Annotated in this window: 12 protein-coding genes; 7 read left to right on the forward strand and 5 right to left on the reverse strand. The window is 42.7% G+C overall.

The window, feature by feature from the left end:
• Positions 1-120 precede the first annotated feature (120 nt).
• Both htpX and nhaA read left to right on the forward strand, forming a co-directional pair.
• Positions 121-1,005, forward strand: coding sequence for a protease HtpX (gene htpX, locus ACSLUK_RS07165; protein WP_448547859.1), 885 nt, complete (start codon positions 121-123; stop codon positions 1,003-1,005).
• Positions 1,006-1,026: 21 nt separating this feature from the next.
• On the forward strand, positions 1,027-2,403 hold the full coding sequence (gene nhaA, locus ACSLUK_RS07170) for a Na+/H+ antiporter NhaA (RefSeq protein WP_448547860.1): 1,377 nt from the start codon (positions 1,027-1,029) through the stop codon (positions 2,401-2,403).
• A gap of 83 nt (positions 2,404-2,486) precedes the next feature.
• Here the strand turns inward: nhaA and ACSLUK_RS07175 are convergent, their stop codons facing one another.
• A complete protein-coding gene (locus tag ACSLUK_RS07175; protein WP_448547861.1) occupies positions 2,487-2,882 on the reverse strand; it encodes a rhodanese-like domain-containing protein in 396 nt (131 codons plus the stop codon).
• 134 nt (positions 2,883-3,016) lie between these two features.
• On the opposite strand from ACSLUK_RS07175, the gene ACSLUK_RS07180 reads away from it, so the two are divergent.
• On the forward strand, positions 3,017-3,970 hold the full coding sequence (locus tag ACSLUK_RS07180) for a helix-turn-helix domain-containing protein (RefSeq protein ID WP_448547862.1): 954 nt from the start codon (positions 3,017-3,019) through the stop codon (positions 3,968-3,970).
• Between the two features lie 18 nt (positions 3,971-3,988).
• On the opposite strand, the gene ACSLUK_RS07185 is transcribed toward ACSLUK_RS07180, so the two are convergent.
• A complete protein-coding gene (locus ACSLUK_RS07185) occupies positions 3,989-4,576 on the reverse strand; it encodes a MarR family winged helix-turn-helix transcriptional regulator (protein ID WP_448547863.1) in 588 nt (195 codons plus the stop codon).
• A gap of 205 nt (positions 4,577-4,781) precedes the next feature.
• Between ACSLUK_RS07185 and ACSLUK_RS07190 the strand changes: the two genes are divergently transcribed.
• Complete coding sequence (locus ACSLUK_RS07190; protein ID WP_448547864.1) at positions 4,782-5,372, forward strand: carboxymuconolactone decarboxylase family protein; 591 nt, start codon at positions 4,782-4,784, stop codon at positions 5,370-5,372.
• 244 nt (positions 5,373-5,616) lie between these two features.
• On the forward strand, positions 5,617-6,825 hold the full coding sequence (locus ACSLUK_RS07195) for an aromatic amino acid transport family protein (RefSeq protein WP_448547865.1): 1,209 nt from the start codon (positions 5,617-5,619) through the stop codon (positions 6,823-6,825).
• A 315-nt stretch (positions 6,826-7,140) separates the two neighbouring features.
• Here the strand turns inward: ACSLUK_RS07195 and ACSLUK_RS07200 are convergent, their stop codons facing one another.
• From ACSLUK_RS07200 to ACSLUK_RS07210, 3 genes are all read right to left on the reverse strand, one after another.
• Positions 7,141-8,055, reverse strand: coding sequence for an aldo/keto reductase (locus ACSLUK_RS07200; RefSeq protein WP_448547866.1), 915 nt, complete (start codon positions 8,053-8,055; stop codon positions 7,141-7,143).
• Positions 8,056-8,086: 31 nt separating this feature from the next.
• Positions 8,087-9,589 carry a tryptophan halogenase family protein gene (locus ACSLUK_RS07205; protein WP_448547867.1) on the reverse strand — a complete coding sequence of 501 codons (1,503 nt, stop codon included), beginning with the start codon at positions 9,587-9,589 and terminating at the stop codon, positions 8,087-8,089.
• Positions 9,590-9,682: 93 nt separating this feature from the next.
• Positions 9,683-12,475 (reverse strand): TonB-dependent receptor, encoded by a 2,793-nt coding sequence (locus tag ACSLUK_RS07210; protein WP_448547868.1) that lies wholly within the window; start codon positions 12,473-12,475, stop codon positions 9,683-9,685.
• Between the two features lie 460 nt (positions 12,476-12,935).
• On the opposite strand from ACSLUK_RS07210, the gene pulA reads away from it, so the two are divergent.
• A complete protein-coding gene (gene pulA / locus ACSLUK_RS07215; RefSeq protein ID WP_448547869.1) occupies positions 12,936-15,794 on the forward strand; it encodes a pullulanase-type alpha-1,6-glucosidase in 2,859 nt (952 codons plus the stop codon).
• A gap of 111 nt (positions 15,795-15,905) precedes the next feature.
• Positions 15,906-17,966, forward strand: a complete 2,061-nt coding sequence (locus tag ACSLUK_RS07220) for a glycoside hydrolase family 97 protein (protein WP_448547870.1) — start codon at positions 15,906-15,908, stop codon at positions 17,964-17,966.
• Positions 17,967-18,075: the final 109 nt, after the last annotated feature.

Consider the following 18,075-nt stretch of genomic DNA (forward strand, 5'->3'; position numbering starts at 1 on the left):
TTTGCGCACTATAGTTGTTATTAGTATATATTTCGCTGAATTTGGCTACTAAGCTACAAAACATTAGTTAAGTAATTGTTTTTACTTATAGGTAAACTATATTTCCCGATGAGGCTCTAAATGAAACGTGTTTTTCTTTTCTTAATGACAAATCTTGCTATTGTCATGGTACTGTCGATTAGCATGAGAATACTCGGTGTTGAACCCTACTTGAATGCGCAAGGGTTAAATTTGAACGCGCTGCTCATTTTCGCCGCGGTAATGGGCTTTGGTGGTTCGTTAATTTCATTGGCATTGTCAAAATGGATGGCGAAGAAATCAGTGGGCGCTGTTGTAATTGAACAACCACAACACCCTCATGAAAAGTGGTTACTCGATACAGTAAGCCGACAAGCGAAAATGGCTGGCATTGCTATGCCAGAAGTGGCAATTTGGCACTCACCTCAGATGAATGCCTTTGCTACGGGTATGAACAAAAATAAAGCATTAGTCGCAGTGTCTACAGGCTTGCTTGAGAACATGCGAAAGGATGAAGTAGAAGCGGTATTAGGCCATGAGATTGCTCATGTGGCCAATGGCGATATGGTCACACTGGCCTTGATTCAAGGGGTGGTAAATACCTTTGTTCTGTTCTTGTCACGCGTCATTGGTCATACCGTTGATAAAGTGGTCTTTAAGAATGAACGAGGTCAAGGACCCGCTTTTTGGATAACCGTTATTATTGCCGATTTAGTGCTAGGAATTTTGGCATCTGTAATTGTGATGTGGTTCTCACGTCAACGTGAATTTAAAGCCGACATTGGCGGTGCGCAATTAACGAGCAGACAAGCAATGATCGCCGCATTGCAACGGTTACAACAACGTCATACCGAACCATTGCCCGATAAAATGGCGGCTTTTGGTATAAGTGGCGGTAGGTCGGCCGGCATAAAAAGATTATTTATGACACACCCTCCATTGGAAGAAAGAATTGCAGCATTACAAACTGCCGAAATTAATCGATAAGAAGAGTAATAATAAAACTACATGGCACATTTTGACGAAGAATTTGAACACAAAAAGATCCGTTTGCTATACGCCCCTTGGGAAAAACGCATTGATCAATTACTCACACCTATAGAAAGGTTTGCCAGACATCAGGCCACTGCTGGCTTGTTGCTCATGTTCACAGCGTTTATTGCTTTGGTACTGGCAAATTCAAGCTTAGGTGAAAGTTATCGCCATATGCTACATACGCCAGTCGGTTTTAGTTTAGGCGCAATGTCGATAGAAAAGTCATTACACCATTGGATAAATGACGGCCTGATGACACTTTTCTTCTTCGTTGTTGGCTTAGAGCTAAAGCGCGAGATTTTAGTCGGTGAACTATCAAATATTCGCATGGCGGCTTTACCTATTCTTGCCGCGTTAGGTGGAATGATAGTCCCTGCGGCAATTTACTTCGCTATTAACAGTGAAGGCGCTGCAGCGCGCGGCTGGGGGATCCCAATGGCAACCGATATTGCCTTTGCTTTAGGTGTTATTGCGCTGCTTGCTGGCCGCGTTCCTAAAGCACTGATTACCTTCTTGGTTGCATTAGCGATTGCCGATGATTTGGGTGCAATCGTAATCATCGCGCTTTTTTATACCGAGACACTGGTACTGTCAGCGCTGGTTGCTAGCGCGGTAATCACGGCATTAATGATCATAATGAATTTGATTGGCGTCAGAAAGGCTTCGCCCTATTTTATTCTCGGTTTTCTCTTATGGATCGCGTTAATGAAATCAGGTGTGCATGCCACGCTAGCAGGTGTTATTAGTGCCTTTACCGTTCCGGCATTGCCAAGATTTGATCCAATGACTTTTAGCAAGCGAATGAAAGTCTTGCTACGCTCATTTGATGATAGCTTTCAGGATGGTGGCAGTATTTTGAAGAATCAACGCATGGTGTCAACGCTACAGTCGTTGCGTAAAGGGGTCTCTGGCGTTGAAGCTCCTTTGCAGCGGCTTGAACACAGCATGCACAAGCCTGTCGCATTTTTTATACTGCCCGTATTCGCACTATTTAATGCTGGTGTACAAATCGACTTTGCCAATACTGCTCAAGTGTTACAACAACCGGTAGTTATGGGAGTTTGTTTAGGGCTATTGCTGGGTAAATTTATTGGCATTGTTAGCTTTAGTTGGCTCGCACTAAAGATTGAAGTGGTATCTTTACCTACTGGTGTAACTATGAAGCATGTATGTGGTGCTGCTGTATTGGCTAGCATAGGTTTTACTATGTCGATATTTATTGCTGAGCTGGCATTCAGCCAATATCCGAAACTCATAGAGCAGGCTAAATTAGGCATTCTGTTTGCCTCATTAACCGCAGGTATCATTGGCTATTTTTGGCTGCGAAAAATTGGCATGGAAGGGAAATAAACGAACCCAAAGTAATATTAGCTAACGTAAGTAGCATGTGAACAATAACCTCGTTCACATGCTTATATTATAACGATATATTGCTACGCGCTATTTAGTTCAAATCCTTCGTCGAGCCAACCTGTTACGCCACCTATCATCTTCTTTACCGGGCGATTTAATTTAGCCAACCGAATTGCTGCTTTTTCAGTTGCGTTGCAATGTGGGCCGGCACAATACACGACGAACAGCGTATCATTTGAAAATTGAGCAAGGCTTTGTTCGTTCAGTTGTCCATGAAATATGTTAATAGCACCTTGAATATGGCCTTGTTCATACAATGTTACACCTCGAACATCAATTAACACAAAGTCTTGTCTGCCATTACTAATGGCGTGATGAACATCCCAACAATCGGTTTCATATGCGAGTAGCTGATTAAAATGTTTAAGCGCTTTCTCACTGCTGGCGGCAGGAATTCTTGATACTGATGACGGCATTGTTTGCTCCTTTTGGTTCGTTTTCCTCATTATCCCAGCATAAGCAACACGAAAAAGTGACCTAAAAGACAACTTGCGCTAATATCAAGCCAAAATAGAACTTCTTTGTATCATTAACAGAGCCAATTTAATCAATGGACAAACGTCAACAGCAAGTAGCCATTCTAGCCTTTAAACAAGTCAGTTTGTTTGAGTTGGCGTGTGCAGTAGAGTTGTTTGCACTTGAGCGTCCTGAAATTTCCAATTGGTATCACGCCAGTGTGGTTACGTTGGATGCTCAGCCTATTTACGCAAGTGCAGATATAACATTGCACGTTAGACAAGTAGATTCTCTTAGTGATTATGATGTAATTATTGTTCCTAACTGGCCAGCAGATTTAACGGCACCTTCAGAAAAACTTGCCGCTGAATTAGTCAGAGCATTCAAATCCGATAAGCGCATCATTTCATTTTGCTCCGGCGCATTTTTGTTGGCACAGCTCGGTATACTCAATGGCAAAAAAACTACTACACATTGGCGCTATGCTGATAAATTTCAGCAATATTTTCCATATGTTCATTATGTAGATAACGTACTGTATACCTATGATGGCACTATTGGCTGTTCAGCTGGCAGTGCTGCTGCACTGGACTTAGGCTTAGAAGTGATACGACAAGATTATAGCCAACAGGTTGCAAACAATGTTGCTCGTCGCTTGGTAATTTCAGCACAGCGTAAAGGCGGCCAGAATCAGTTTGTCGAAACACCTGTGGCGCCAAGCAATAGCCACTTTAGTCAAGCCATTGATTGGGCGTTACAAAATCTTTCCCAATCTTGGTCAATTAACGATTTTGCCATGCAAGCCAATATGTCACGTCGAACGTTTGATCGAAAATTCAACGTCAGTTTTAACACTAGCCCTAAGCTTTGGCTTATAGAACAACGCATTGCGCGAGCTAAATCTTTGTTGGAGACCAATCACGGCACCGTAGAGCAGATAGCTGATCAATGTGGATTTGATAGCACCAGTAATTTCCGGCACCATTTTAAGCGGCTACTAGGCATCTCTCCCAGCCAATATCAGACACAGTTTGGTTGTAAGAAGTAGCGCAATGGAAAGTAGAACTTATTTTTTGGTACTTTTCTTATGCCAGCGGATAATCTCTTTTTGATCAGCTGGTGGTGTTAATCCCTGAGCAATCATCAATTTGGCGTTTTTCGCCAGCATTTGTTCTGATTTAGCCTCAATTTTATCCAGCATGGCATAAAACTGTATTAACTCTTGCTCGGTCAACGCACTATCAAGTAATTTTCCTCGCTCGACTAACGCCTTATTTAGCGCCTGATAGAGTACCAAGCCCTGTTCATTCAACACGAGGTTTTTTACATTCTTCTTGAATTTGTCAGGCACAGACTCGACCAGATTAAGTGCAATTAGCTTTTTAACCGCACGGCTCACAGTGTAAGAGTCTAATCGAGACTGATACGCAATATCAGCTGATTTAATTGGCATGTAAGAGCCAATGTTTATCAACACTCGCATTTCCCTGGGATCTAAATCACACAAGTTACGTATTTTCCAATCACGGTTTAGCGCGAGTAAATTACTGACAACAGCAATTCGAAAGGGTAAATGACTGAGTAAATCTATGGGGTCATTTACTACTTTTGATAACTCAAATGCTTGCTTACGCGAATTCTGATGCTGCGACATACGAATGCTTTATTGTTGAAATTATGGCAATTTTATACCGCTATCACTTGCTAATCCAGTATTGTGCCATAGGTAGTGCAAATAAAAATTTACACATATGCATAGTTCATTGATTTTTCCCCACCTAAAACTTGTTGCATATGCAATAACTACAAATATACTAAATACATTGTTGTAAACAAATTAATCAATAAAGGAGTGTTCCATGCCGTTAGTTAAGCCGCTTGCCACAGATGAGAATGACGAAGTAGCAGAATTAGCCAAGTTTTTTAACGAAACACTAGGCTTTTGCCCAAATAGCGTTTTAACCATGCAGCGTCGCCCTGCCATTGCCAAAGCCTTCATCAATCTCAATATGGCTGTCATGGCAAACGAAGGTAGAGTGACTGCAGAACAAAAGCGTTTAATTGGCTACATTACCAGTGCTAATACGGGATGTCGCTATTGTGAAGCACATACAATATTGGCTGCAGAGCGCTATGGCGGTACAGATGAACGACTCGCCAATATATGGAGTTTCAGAGAATCTGACCTATATTCAGACGCAGAAAAAGCAGCATTTGAATTTGCGTTGGCAGCTTCCAGTGTTCCTAATGCCGTTGACGACAATATTGCCGCTGAGCTACATGAATATTGGGATGAAGGCGAAATCGTCGAAATTCTCGGGGTCATCGCGTTGTTTGGTTATCTAAACCGCTGGAATGATTCCATGGGAACCACAATGGAAAGTGGCGCGGTAGATGCTGGCGAACGATTGCTGTCAGATACGACTTGGACAAGAGGCAAACACGTTTAAATGTATTGCGTTGAATAACCCTTTAGCGACTGTCAATCCTAGCTGACAGTCGCTTTTTTATTAACAACAAAAGAATAAACAACAACTTAGCGTTTCAAATTGTCATTTATCACCTTCCTTTAATGTCTGTTGCTGTAAATCAACTGCAACACTTGTGCTTACCACCGTTTTCAATAACGATTCCATTTCAGGCAAATAGCTTTTAATTTACGGCAACAAATTATTATAAAAAATCGAGCGTTCCGTGTTTAAAAGTAAAACTTTAGGCAGTATGTTAATCGTCGCTGGCACAACCATAGGCGCAGGTATGCTAGCACTACCGATTGCCTCAGCCGGCTTAGGTTTTAGTACCGCCATTCTTGTGCTCATTGGTGCGTGGGCATTAATGACCTATACCGCCCTCCTGATGCTAGAAGTACATCAACACGCCCAAGTTGATGCGACCTTTAATTCATTAGCGAAAAACTTACTGGGCAAAAAAGGACAATGGCTGGCTAATTTCGCCATGATCTTTTTGTTTTATGCGCTATGCGCCGCCTATATCGCTGGTGGAGGTTCGCAATTACAAACGAAGCTACAGTCAGTGTTCGGCGTAAGTCTCCCAGCACAAGCCGGTTCGATATTATTCGCACTAGTTTTCGGCTTTATTATCACACTTGGTACCGGTGCTGTTGATAAAATCAACCGCTTGTTATTCACAGTTAAAATCATCGTTCTTACCAGCATGTTTTTCATGCTGACGCCTTATGTGCAAGGTCAGCATTTACTCGATATGCCAGTACAGCAAGGACTAATACTGTCAGCAATTCCGGTAGTGTTTACCTCATTTGGTTTTCACGGTTCTATCCCATCGGTTGTTAAGTACGTAGGCATTGAAATTGCAACGTTACGAAAAGTGATGATTTTTGGCGCCTCACTACCACTGTGTATATATTTATTCTGGCAACTGGTCAGCCAAGGCATTATGGCACAAGAAAGTCTTTTACAGAGCGAGGGCTTAGCCGGATTCATTGGCAGCGTTTCAGCGATGGTACAAAGCGATACCATCAGCAATGCCATTACCATTTTCGCTGATTTGGCCCTTGCTACCTCATTCTTGGGTGTTAGTTTAGGCTTGTTTGATTTCTTTAGCGATGTGTTAAAAAAATCTGACACTAGAAATGATCGTTCCCGCGTTGCATTAGTGACTTTCTTACCGCCACTTTGTTTTGCGTTGTTCTACCCACAAGGATTCATTATGGCTTTGGGCTATGCATCTATCGCATTAGTCGTATTGGCCGTATTTTTACCGGTTGCAATGGTGTGGGTACAGCGACAAAGCACTGAGCTATATCAAGAAGGCTATCGAGTAAAAGGCGGTCGACCAGCCCTAGTTGCAGTTACAGGATGTGGCATATTAATCATTGGTGCACAGTGCGCGCAAATGCTGGGGTATATTCCAGCGATTGGTTAACTCTTTTCGAATTATAAAACCGCAGTTGATGCTCACATCAACTGCGCACTTCATTATTATATTGGTTTAACATTCACGAAATTAATAACCCAATATTTATACCAACCGCAATACCAAAACAAAAGCCAGCAAATATTAATCGAGCGCTATTTTGGGATAAAACTTTTGACGGTTTGAACATTTTCTCTCCTTGAATAATGTTGAGTATTTACAAACAGTTTTAACTTAAATTTGATATGCACTTTGTGCAACTACAACAAGCTTTTTGCCTTCATAGTCTTAAGTGCCTTATATTCTCAGAAAATTACCAATCAATTAAGGCACAGTCACGCCATTCCTTGCTTCTAACAACCGGTACCAATCCGCTCTATCGTATTTAATAGCTAATGCACTGGTGGCAGCTTGAATACGCTCTGGTGTGGTTGAACCGATGATAGGGAAGATCCCTGCTGGGTGACGAAGCAACCAAGCAAGCATTACCAACCAAGGCTGGGTTTGATATTTTTCAGCTTGTTGGGCCAATTCATTTTCAATCCGTAGCTCGTCTTCTACGGCAAACGTGTTACCCCATGCAGAATAAGCCACGCCGCCAAGTGGACACCACGCAATTGGCGCAATGTCATGCTGTTGGCACTGATCTAGTACGCCATTGTGAAAACTATCAATGTTGTGAATATTAATCTCTATTTGGTTAGCGACCAACGGCATTGAAAGCTTTGCACGCAATAACTCTACTTGTGAATGACTGAAATTACTTACGCCGAAATGCTTTACTTTGCCTGATGCTTTAAGGATCGCAAACGTTTCCGCAACAACTTCCGCATTCATTAAGTAATCAGGTCGATGAAGTAAAAACAGATCGAGGTAGTCAACGCCCAACCGCTTTAGTGAACCTTCAACCGAGGACAAAATGTATTGTTGACTAAAATCGTAGCGCGTGGGTTCCCATTGTCCCTCTACTTTTGGCCGTATACCAGCCTTAGAGGTAATAATTAGTTTATCTCGCAGGCCCGCTGATTCGGCTAGAACTTCACCAAATAACAATTCACTCTGACCTTGCCCATAAATGTCAGCATGGTCAAAGTGGGTATAGCCTGCGTCAATTGCTGCTTGCACGGCATATTTTCCTTTGAGGCGATCGCTCATTGAATTATCACCACAAATGCGCATACAACCGTAGATCAACCGAGATGATGTTATTTTTGCTAAAGGCAGTTCACGTAATTCCATATTTGTTACAACCACATCAATGAAAACATAATTAATTTATACCACATGCCTTTCTAATAAAGTCTTCATGTGAAGGCAATGGCGCAATACTCTTATTAACAATAGTCGCTAAATTAGCAAATAACTCGTTTAGCTGGTCATTTGACAAAGAATCAACCAATGGGTGATGATCGTTAGGCATTAACCCTTGCCCTATCATCACCTGCTGCCAAGCGATTTCGGTGAATAGTTCGTCTTGTTCACGGAACACGTTGCCAGAAGACTTAAACAATTCGATTTTATTGCGTAATGAGTCTGGAATATCCATCTGCTGGCAGTGACGCCAAAACGGCTCTTCGCGCGTGTTTAACTTATAATGCAATATTATGAAATCACGAATGTGTTCAATTTCTTGCTGACCTTGACGGTTAAACTCGCACACTGTTTGCGCTTGAATGCCATTATGCGGAAACATTTTGATCAAGCGAATGATCGCGGTTTGGATCAAATGAATACTGGTAGATTCTAATGGTTCCAAAAAGCCACTTGATAAGCCAATGCTCACCACATTCTTGTGCCATGATTTACGGCGGCGCCCTGTTTTAAACGAAATAACATTCGGTTCATTTAGAGGCTCGCCGTCAATATCTGTGAGTAGTTTGTCTAGCGCATCTTGTTGGCTTAAATAATCGCTTGAATAAACAATGCCATTGCCTGTACGGTGTTGTAGTGGAATTTGCCAACGCCAGCCAGCTTCATGCGCTATGGAGCGCGTATACGGCGGTAATGGTGAAAGTTTGTCACTCGGCATGGCAATTGCGCTATTGCACGGCAGCCAATGCGACCAGTCTTCAAATCCCACATGGAGCGCTTTTTCAATCAATAGTCCACGCATGCCCGAGCAATCTATGAATAAATCACCTGTGATCAGCTGACCATCTTCAAGCTGCAGCGAGGTTATATCACCAGAGTTAATATCTTGGTTTACCTGTGCAACTTTACCCTCTATACGTTTAACGCCCATGCTCTCAGCGACTTGACGCAAATATTTGGCATAAAGGCCTGCATCAAAATGATAGGCGTGGGTTAACCCCGGCATTTGTGTGCCATGTAAATTAGCTAGTGGTGCGTATTGATTATTCTTTGCCGCTTGATAGTTTGGAGAAAACTGCCAATAGTCACTTTCTGGATTCGATTGGCGGTGCTTCAACCAAAAATGGTGAAAATCACAAAATGGGAAATTTTTGCCGATGCCGCCAAACGCGTGCATATAGCTATCACCTACTTCACCCCAATTTTCAAACTCAATACCTAGCTTGATGGTCCCTTGTGTCGCCTTTAAAAAGTCGGCTTCGCGAATACCCAACGCATTGTTAAAGCTCACCATTGGTGGAATAGTAGCTTCACCAACACCAATCGTGCCTATCTGTTCAGACTCCACCAGTTTAATGTTTAACACCTTACCAAGCATTTTCACCAGTAAGGCTGCTGAAATCCATCCGGCAGTGCCGCCGCCAACAATAACAACATTTGAGATTTGGGGAGACTGTGACATATGAATACCTTTAAAAATTAAAAGAAAAAAGCCCCTGCGTAATGTTTACAACAGGGGCTGAACACATACAACTATTTTTCTATCAACACTAAGTTAGAACTTGTAGCTGAAGCCTAGTAAGTAAGTGCTACCGTAATCTTGGTAATCACGTACTTGCAGTGCGTTGTCGCCTTGAAGCGAAGTGAACGGCTCTTCTGTTAAGTTTTGTGCTTGTAAGAATACTGACAAACCTTCTAAGTTTTCAAAACCGCCCTCACCAAAGTCGTAACCAATTTGTGCATCCCAAATGGTTTCACCTAAGATGTCCACTTGTTTAGTATCAAAACCAATGCCGTATACGTCGCCTTTAAAGTCGCTACGCTTACGCATGCTAGCTCTGAATTGGAAACCATGGTTCTCATAGTAGAACGTGAAGTTTTGAATACGCTCTGATAAACCCGGTAATTCATACTCGTTGCCATTTTGATCTTCGATGTCTTGTTCAACGCCTGTGTAGCTGGCAATAATACCAAAGCCTTCTAAGCGCTCATCAAATATCTTGAATGGTAATGATAACGACACTTCATAACCCCACAAGGTACCGCCACCGCCATTTACTTTACCGCTACCAGTTGCCGTTGAGTTACTTGGAATATCATTTGTACCAGGAATTGCGACGCCTTCTAATTCAACTTGGTAAGTACCATCGAAAATCCAATCATTTAGATCTTTCCAGAAGATCGCCGTTGAAAAATAACCTTCATCGCTGAAGTAGTTTTCATAAGTTAAATCAACACCTGTTGCTTCTTTTGGCTCAAGCGATGGGTTACCACCATTAACATGCCAGTTATTACCATTGTCGTCTGGTGTTTGGCTGTAATTTGCACCAACTGAAGCATTCATTTCATCCAAACGTGCGCGAGAAATAGTTTTCGCTGCACCAAAACGTAAATTTTGATCTTCGTCGATGCGGAATGTTAAGTTCAAGCTAGGCAGCACGTGTGAATAATCATGGCTAACATCCGTTGGCGAGCTCACAACTAAACCATCTACCGTACCAAATGCAGAACCTTGAGAAGATTGCTCAGTATGCACGTAACGAACACCAACATTACCCGTTACAGGGATACCTGCTACTTCTGCGTCTAAATCAAGTTGTACGAATGCTGAAGTTACTTTCTCTTCAACCGTCCAAGACTTGGTTGCATGACTTGGGTTGGTTAAACTTTCACGTGTTAAATCGTAATAACCGTCGTTGATTAACGCATTTGGGTTATAGGCAATCATATCGCCCATGCCAATAAAGTCTAAAGACACGCTACCTAAGCGATACGCTTCAGGTACAACAACAGTGTTAGGGAAAGCACTTAGTGTCATGAAGTAACCTTCAGACTCTTTCGTTTTTTCACGGTTACGGTAAGCAATACCGTAAGATACATTTGAAACTACTTCGCTATCGACCACTTGCGATGCAGCAAGTTTCAATGTCATTAATTCATCATCAATCGTTGGTGCGTTAATGAAACCATCTTGCGCAGTGTTTTCTAATGGCGTGCCAACAATGTCATATTTTTCGTTTAGTGCACTACTCCAACCCCAAGTTAATGGGCCGCCTAACTGAATTAAGTCGTAGTCGCTGTAATCTAAACCAGGTGTGAAAATTGCGCCAGTGTTACCACCCGCAAATTCATAACCAATAGTATCAGCCACACCGTTATCGTTACCTCGACCAGTACCTGAGTAACTTTCGATACTCCAGATTTTACGGTCAACTTGTGAGTAGCTGGCATCAAAATCTAACGTAAGACCTTCATTTACATCCCACGCAGTATTGAAACCTAAGGAAGTTAATTCTGCATCACGCGTTTCAAAGTCATTACGTACAACAACGCGTTGGCCTTCAGTAACAGCGCTTGTGATGAAACCCGTTTCTGGGTCAACAACTGCATTGCTTTCATGAATTGCACCTTGACCCCATGCAAATGGTACTTCGATACCACGCAAGATTTTTTCATCTTTAAAGTCAACGTACAAAGCGTCAAACGTCATGTGCAAATTATCACGTGGCGCAGCTTCCAGTACTAACATTGCAGAGTCACGCTCTAAGGTTGAAGAACGAACAAACGGCTTAGCTCCACCCAAAATTGAGTAAGTGTTTCCTTCGTGAGTGAATTCTGGATAACCCCACGAGTTCCAGCGTTTCTCTTGGTTTGGCGAACTCATTGAAGAATAAGCAAATGCAACACCAAAGGTATCATCAGCAAATTTGTCTACAAACGAGAACGTGCCACGGAAACCGTCGTCATCACCGTCTGGATTTAGTTTATCAAAGCTCGTTTTTTCATAAGTACCGTTGAACTGCATGACGCGTTCACTCGTGCTCAACGGGTTGATGGTTTGCATGTCTACTACACCCGCAATACCTTCCGCTTCAAGGCTGGCATTAGGTGTTTTATAAACGGTCACGCCGCTCATAATTTCAGATGGGTATAAGTCAAATTCAACGCCACGGTTATCACCAATAGACACCTGCTCGCGACCGTTAAATGTGGTACCACTCTCATTTTCACCGAAACCACGAATGCTGACTTTACTCGCTCGGCCATCAAGGCGTTGCGCAGTTAAGCCTGGTAGTCGGGCAATTGACTCAGCAATTGATGAATCTGGCAATTTACCAATATCTTCGGCAGAAATAGCTTCAACAACGTTTGAAGAAAAACGCTTAGTATTGATTGATTCAATAATACTTCCACGGAAACCTTTTACTTCAATAACTTCAACTTCTGCTTTTTTAGTTTCTTCTGCTTTCTCAGTGGTTTGTTCTTGTGCGTACAAAGGTGCTTGCAGCGACAACAATCCGCTTGAAAGCAGCGCGAGGGTTAGCTTACTTGGTGTAAATTGTGACATTAATTGTTCTCCCCAATGCATCCATGCTGATTCTTAATTTTATCAGCGCTTCCCGTGCTGATTGTCTTTGTATTTATAGCATCATCTGTGTGTTTATTCAGACCGCACTAATATATGAAAGCAATTCGATGATAGATATAGCTTGCATACGTATTCAAAGGCTTTGCAGCATATTTGTCTGTTGTAAAAAGCACCGATGATTGTGGATAAAACTTGGCAAAACTGAACAAAAACCAAACACTCACGGCCAAACTAAAATCACATAAAAACAAAACGTTAACGAGAAACTCTGGATTTACAGCCATCTTCAAAAGTCACTAAACTGAACAAATCCCCGCCTCAAAGGTCAATTGTTGAACACTTCGTGTGAATACGTATGCAAAACAATGCCAGTAATCTTCGCCCTTTAGGCGTGATAATCTGATGCGCATCTCAATGATTTTCGTGGAAATAACTGCTTATGAAAATATACCGAATATTGGTTGCTAAGGCATTGGTTGCAGGTGCATTGGCCACAGGGGCACTGGTTACACAGGCATTATTAACTCCCTCGTTAGCAATTGCACAAAGTCTAACAGGAAAAGACAAGACGTATTACATATCAGCCAACATAGTGGAAGATAATGGTGCGCATTGGCTAACGCCAGCAGACATAAGAGTTTCTTCAAATATTTTAGCAAAGGCAACTAGCGGCACTGGCAGCTATTACCTAGCTAAAATGACGCCATCGGGCGCACAAATACAGGCGAAATTAGCCCTATTGCCCGATAATAGCGATAATAGCGATAACAGCGATAATACGTTCCCACATTTGAAAAATTTTGCTCGCTTTGAGTTGCCTATTGACAATTTAAGTGCAAAACAACTCATCAAATATCCTTTGGCTGTAATAGCAATAGTTGAGAACAACGTAGTGGCATTATCAAAGGTGCACGTTGGTAATTTACTCGATGCGCTATATACCACGAACAGCGATGACGCCGATGAAGTCTCTGACTATGGCGCTTCTTTTATCGGTGAATATACGCAATTCAAGCTATGGGCGCCTACGGCACGTTCGATAAATGTTTTATTGTTTGATAACACTAAGCAACCAATAAAGTCGCCGTTAGCAATGACGCAAGATTGGCTAACGGGTAGCTGGAGCGTAAAAGCAAATGACATTCCTGCCAATACATTTTATCAATATCAAGTAACGCTTTATCACCCAGAAAGTGAGCAAATGGAAACCATCACCACGACAGACCCCTACTCGCTCTCGTTATCAACCAACAGTGTATATTCTCAAGTTGTCGATTTAACCGATCAGGCAACTTACCCCGCAGGTTGGCAAGAACAACAAGACAATCCGGTCAAACAAGCCACCGACAATATCTTTTATGAACTTCACATCGGTGATTTTAGTGCGTTTGACCCCAATGTTTCGTTAGAAAAACGAGGCAAGTACGCAGCTTTTTCACAACAGAATAGCGACGGTATCAAGCACCTTAAATTGCTTAAAGATGCGGGTATAAACACCATTCACTTATTACCATCCTTCGATATTGGCACAGTGAATGAAGAAAAAGGTAAAGCGATCACGCTCAATGATACATTAACCTCTATTTGCCATCGTGCGCCTCAAGTGAGTTTTTGTCAGCAATCAGAAGACCGCCAACCTTATGCAAAAGGTTTCACCCTAGCGCAATTGCTCAGCAAGCAAGATCCAAAAACATCTGATGCGCAGCAAATAGTTTCAGAGCTACGAACTTTAGACAACTATAACTGGGGCTATGATCCATTTCATTACACTGTTCCTGAAGGTAGCTATGCGCTCGAACCTGACGGCATTACGCGAATCATCGAATTTCGCGAGATGGTGAAGAGTATCCATAACATGGGCTTTCGCGTCGTGATGGATGTCGTATATAACCATACTCATCAAGCGGGCTTAGCGGCAACGTCAGTTCTCGATAAAATCGTGCCGCAATACTATCATCGACTTGACCCTATCAGTGGCGAAATTGCCCAATCCACTTGCTGTGACAACACAGCGACAGAACGAGTGATGATGGGAAAATTGATGATTGATTCTCTAAAAGTTTGGGCAAAACACTACAAAATTGATGGTTTTCGCTTCGACTTAATGGCGCATCAGCCAAAAGATCTTATGCTAAAAGCGCGTGAAGCTGTGCGAGAAATTGACCCAGACACATACTTCTATGGCGAGGGCTGGAACTTTGGTGAAGTAGCCAACAATCAACGCTTTGTTCAAGCCAGCCAGTTAGAATTAGCTGGCACAGGTATTGGCACATTTACAGACCGCCTGCGCGACGCCGTAAGAGGCGGAGCTTTTACAGCCGCAGGTGAAGGCATACGCAAGAGCCAAGGCATAGCTAATGGCTTAGCCGATGCGCATAACGAGCTAAACACCAATAAATCTGCTTTACTTGCAGACTACTTAACCAAAGCAGACCAACTCAGGGTTGGCCTTGCTGGCAACCTCGCAAGTTATGCATTGATAAATGATGAGAACAAGCAAGTGTTCGGACGTGATATTAATTACGGCGGCCAACCAAGCGGCTACGCACTCACCCCCAGTGATACCATTAATTACGTTTCCAAACACGACAATCAAACGCTGTGGGACAACAACCAATATCGTTTGCCCTTTACTACTTCAACTGCCGATCGAATCCGATTTCACCAGCTAAGCTTAAGCTATGCACTACTAGCTCAAGGCATTCCATTTATTCACATGGGTTCTGAATTACTACGTTCAAAGTCATTTTTACGTGACAGCTATGATTATGGTGACTGGTTTAACCGCGTCGATTTTAGTTACCAAACGAATAATTATCATGTGGGCTTGCCACCGAAAGACAAAGACGAGCAAAACTGGGCAATCATTGAGACTGTTTTGGACTATAACCAAGGCAGAGACATGGTGACATCAGCTGACATTATAAAAGCACGCGACGTTTTTCTAGAGTGGGTAAAAATACGAATGAGTTCGCCACTGTTCAGACTCAACACAGCAGAAGAAATCAACCAACAGGTGACCTTTCTCAATACAGGCAAAGATCAAGATTTGGGCTTGATTGCGATGAAAATCATCGACAACAGTTCAAAGCCGAATGATAGTAACTATCAGGAAATAATTGTGTTCTTCAATGCCAGCACTTCAGCTAAAGTATTTAAGTATCACAATGCACAAGGATTTGAATTGCACCCTGTTCAGGTTACTGGTGTGGATGACCTACTTAAACATGCCGTAACCGATAGTAATGCTTTCCACATTCCCAAAATCTCTACCGCCGTGTTTGTGAAGAAGCGATAAGTAGAGCGTGTTGAACTTGAACTAACGCATGAATACGTATGTAGCTTAGTTCAAGTTAAGGCAACTTCAATTAAGATGATGACAAATTATAAAACTAATACAGGATAACGCATGAAACTCTCCAACGCGCTTTCAACGCCTTTAACTGTTGCCTCGCTGTCGGTTGCTTCACTATTGTGCGCAGCAACTGCGTCGGCTGAATCAGTCTCACTTGCCTCACCAGATGGCAAAATCAATGTGACGATTTCAGACGAAAAGCACCCAAGCTATAGCGTGACATTCAACGACCACCCCGTCATAGTAAGCTCAAAACTTGGTATGGAATTTAAAACCACAGCTGGCTTTACCGAAGGCTTCACAATTACAGATGTCGCAAAAAACAGCCACAAAAGCCAATGGGAATTGCCTTGGGGCGAACGTAAAACTGTTACTGACCATCATAACGAAGTCCTTGTTACCTACAAACATAAACGCGATCTGGTGAATCAATTTGCTATCCGTTTTCGCGTATTTAATGATGGTATTGGTTTTCGTTATGAAGTGCCTAAGCAAAGTGGCTTAGACAAAGTTGAAATTACCGACGAATTAACCGAATTTGCTATTGATGCACCAGCCAAAGCCACCGCTTGGTGGATACCTTCACGCGGCTGGAACCGTTATGAATATGTATATAACACCACGCCAGTAGAAAGTATTGACCGTGCCCATACGCCGTTAACCTTTAAACTGGAAAATGGCACGCATGTAAGCATTCATGAAGCGGCATTGGTTGATTATGCAGCCATGACTATCGACCAGCGTCGCCCAGGTACCTTAAAAGCGGACTTAACACCATGGTCTGACGGAATTCGTGTAAAAACTGCGGGTGCATTTAAAACACCTTGGCGCACTATCCAAATTAGTGAAAACGCGGTAGGTCTACTTAATTCTGACCTTATCTTGAATCTTAACGAACCTAACAAATTAGGCGATGTGTCTTGGGTAGAACCCGGCAAATATGTCGGAATTTGGTGGGGCATGCATATTGGCGAAAACACTTGGGGCAGCGGAGAAAAACATGGTGCTACCACCAGTGAAACCATACGCTATATGGATTTCGCCGCGAAACATGGCTTTGATGGTGTATTAGTTGAAGGCTGGAATTACGGCTGGGACGATGATTGGTACAGCAATGGTGATATTTTCAATTTCACTCAACCGTATCCAGATTTTGATATAGCTAAAATTTCTGCACACGGTGCAAGTAAAGGTGTGCGTTTAATTGGTCACCACGAAACGTCTGGCAGTGTTACCAACTACCGCAATCAAATGGGCGATGCCTTTGATTTATACGAAAAGCACGGCGTACGTCAGGTAAAAACTGGATACGTAGCTGATGGCGGTCGTATTAAACGTGTTGATGAAAATGGCGTTGTACGCTACGAGTGGCATGACGGCCAATTTATGGCTGGTGAATACCTGCATAACATTAAAGAAGCCGCTAAACGTAAAATAAGCATCAATACGCACGAACCAATCAAAGATACTGGCTTACGCAGAACTTATCCAAACTGGATTGCTCGCGAAGGAGCCAGAGGACAAGAGTTTAACGCTTGGGGTTCACCACCTAACCCACCTGAGCACGCAGCTATTTTACCCTACACTCGCATGCTATCAGGGCCTATGGACTTTACACCGGGTATCTTTGACATGGGCTTTAAAGGCTTAGGCGCAGATACTGATCGACCACAAACAACCTTGGCAAAACAGTTAGCGCTTTACGTCGTGCTTTATAGTCCAATTCAAATGGCAGCGGATTTACCGCGTAATTACGAAGCAAACTTACCCGCATTTCAATTCATCAAAGACGTACCAACTGACTGGCAACAAAGTATCGCAATTGGAGGTGAAGTGGGCGAGTACGTAGCATTTGCTCGCCACGAGCGTAATGGTGACGACTGGTACTTAGGCGCTTTAACCGATGAGCAAGCACGTACCTTAAAGTTACCGCTAAGTTTCCTGGCAAAAGGTAAGCAATACGAAGCACAAATATATCGCGATGGTGAAAATGCAGAATGGATCAACAATCCATACGAGATAATCATCGAAAAACAGCAAGTTAACGCCAATACAGTGTTAACTTTGCCGCTGGCTACGAGTGGCGGTGTAGCCATTCGTTTTAAAGCGCTTTAATACACAACTTTAGGTTTTTCACCTAAACAGATCTGCGCCTCCAAGCGCAGATCTGTTCCCTCCCGATTTACTAGCACATCCAATACCTAATACCAATCCGAATAAGGTA

This window comes from Thalassotalea fusca (genome assembly GCF_053485835.1).

Excerpts from the sequence above, each read along its gene's own strand:
- ACSLUK_RS07200 (WP_448547866.1), bottom strand. The coding sequence starts at position 8,055 with ATGGAATTACGTGAACTGCCTTTAGCAAAAATAACATCATCTCGGTTG.
- ACSLUK_RS07175 (WP_448547861.1), bottom strand. The coding sequence starts at position 2,882 with ATGCCGTCATCAGTATCAAGAATTCCTGCCGCCAGCAGTGAGAAAGCG.
- ACSLUK_RS07190 (WP_448547864.1), top strand. The coding sequence starts at position 4,782 with ATGCCGTTAGTTAAGCCGCTTGCCACAGATGAGAATGACGAAGTAGCA.
- ACSLUK_RS07185 (WP_448547863.1), bottom strand. The coding sequence starts at position 4,576 with ATGTCGCAGCATCAGAATTCGCGTAAGCAAGCATTTGAGTTATCAAAA.
- ACSLUK_RS07220 (WP_448547870.1), top strand. The coding sequence starts at position 15,906 with ATGAAACTCTCCAACGCGCTTTCAACGCCTTTAACTGTTGCCTCGCTG.
- pulA (WP_448547869.1), top strand. The coding sequence starts at position 12,936 with ATGAAAATATACCGAATATTGGTTGCTAAGGCATTGGTTGCAGGTGCA.
- ACSLUK_RS07205 (WP_448547867.1), bottom strand. The coding sequence starts at position 9,589 with ATGTCACAGTCTCCCCAAATCTCAAATGTTGTTATTGTTGGCGGCGGC.
- nhaA (WP_448547860.1), top strand. The coding sequence starts at position 1,027 with ATGGCACATTTTGACGAAGAATTTGAACACAAAAAGATCCGTTTGCTA.
- ACSLUK_RS07210 (WP_448547868.1), bottom strand. The coding sequence starts at position 12,475 with ATGTCACAATTTACACCAAGTAAGCTAACCCTCGCGCTGCTTTCAAGC.
- ACSLUK_RS07180 (WP_448547862.1), top strand. The coding sequence starts at position 3,017 with ATGGACAAACGTCAACAGCAAGTAGCCATTCTAGCCTTTAAACAAGTC.
- htpX (WP_448547859.1), top strand. The coding sequence starts at position 121 with ATGAAACGTGTTTTTCTTTTCTTAATGACAAATCTTGCTATTGTCATG.